General features: G+C 45.5%; 1 protein-coding gene. It reads left to right on the top strand.

Annotated features, from left to right (window positions below; genetic code table 11):
• Nucleotides 1-405 precede the first annotated feature (405 nt).
• On the top strand, nucleotides 406-1,390 hold a 985-nt coding region (locus tag R7O12_RS24915), incomplete at its 3' end, for an anaerobic sulfatase maturase (RefSeq protein ID WP_318126731.1).

The raw sequence follows: 1,390 nt of genomic DNA on the forward strand, positions 1-1,390 counted from the left end.
AAGAGTACAGAGATGGATTTTGTTCATTATTTACCTCGATTGATTTCACTAGGTTGTGATCCCTAAAAAGGGCAATGAGGGCGGATAACCTTAAACGACCACTTACACGTTGTACTCATGTCATTTTCTCGCCCACGCGTTAGCGTTGAAAATTCGCCTTCATCATAAGCAAGCGTAGTCGCATTCCTTGGTTGTGCACGAAATGAATAGCGTAATGCTTCCAAAACGCCGCATACGGGTTATCTCAAACTGCCCAAAGTAGAGTAGCAACAAGCGCCATGAAAATAGGTTATAAGCGGTATAACAAGCCTGCGGTATTAATGAAATTTATGATTGGGTCATCAAGGTGAATCGCGGGCAAATATCCGGATCACGCCTTCAAATTCGCAACAGCAAAGGTGACTCATGCAAATTACTCAAAGTCCTCAGTTCAACGGCAAAGCGTCTAAGCGTTTACATGTTATGGCAAAGCCAATTGGTGCTGCCTGTAACATTGACTGTACTTACTGCTACTACCTCAGCAAACAGGACTTACTTGAGTATAAAAAAGGATGTTCACCAATGATGGATGAAGCCACGTTAGAGGCTTACATCAAACAGTATATTGAAGGGCAAAACACACCTGAGATCGTCTTCTCTTGGCAGGGCGGTGAGCCAACGATGCTGGGTTTGGATTACTTCAAGAAAATTGTCGAGTTTCAAGCGAAGTACCAGCCCGCAGGCGTGAAGATCTCTAACGATCTGCAAACAAACGGCACGTTATTGAATGACGAATGGTGCGAATTTTTAAGCGAGAACCATTTCTTGGTGGGCTTGAGTATTGATGGCCCTGAAATGCTGCACAACGCGTATCGAACCAACCGAGCCGGTCGGGGCACATTCAAACAAGTCATGAATGCGGTGGAGTTGCTGCATAAATATCAGGTGAACTTTGCCACGCTTACCTGTGTGAACAACCTGACGAGCCGAAATCCGCTTGAAGTTTACCGTTTTCTGCGAGATGAAGTCCGCTCGCCACAAATGCAGTTTATTCCTATTGTTGAACAGAAAACGTTCCGCACCACTGCGCCTCAAAAATGGCAACCGCAAGAACAGCTTAAACAAGGAGACAAGCGTTTGATTCCGGGTCACAAAGATTCTGTCATGGAACCTTGGTGTGTTGCCGATGAAGCTTGGGGTAACTTCCTGATTGCGGTTTTTGATGAATGGATTAAGAACGATATCGGCAAAGTGTTTGTGCAATATTTTGAAGCCAGTGTAGAGGCTTGGATGGGGCGCGCTAATCCACTTTGTACGCTGGGTGAGGTGTGCGGTAAGGGGTTAGCGATGGAGCCAAATGGCGATGTGTTTGCGTGCGATCATTACGTTTATCCGGAGTATAAAATTGGCA

The sequence above is a fragment of the Vibrio sp. Vb1574 genome (assembly GCF_033338675.1).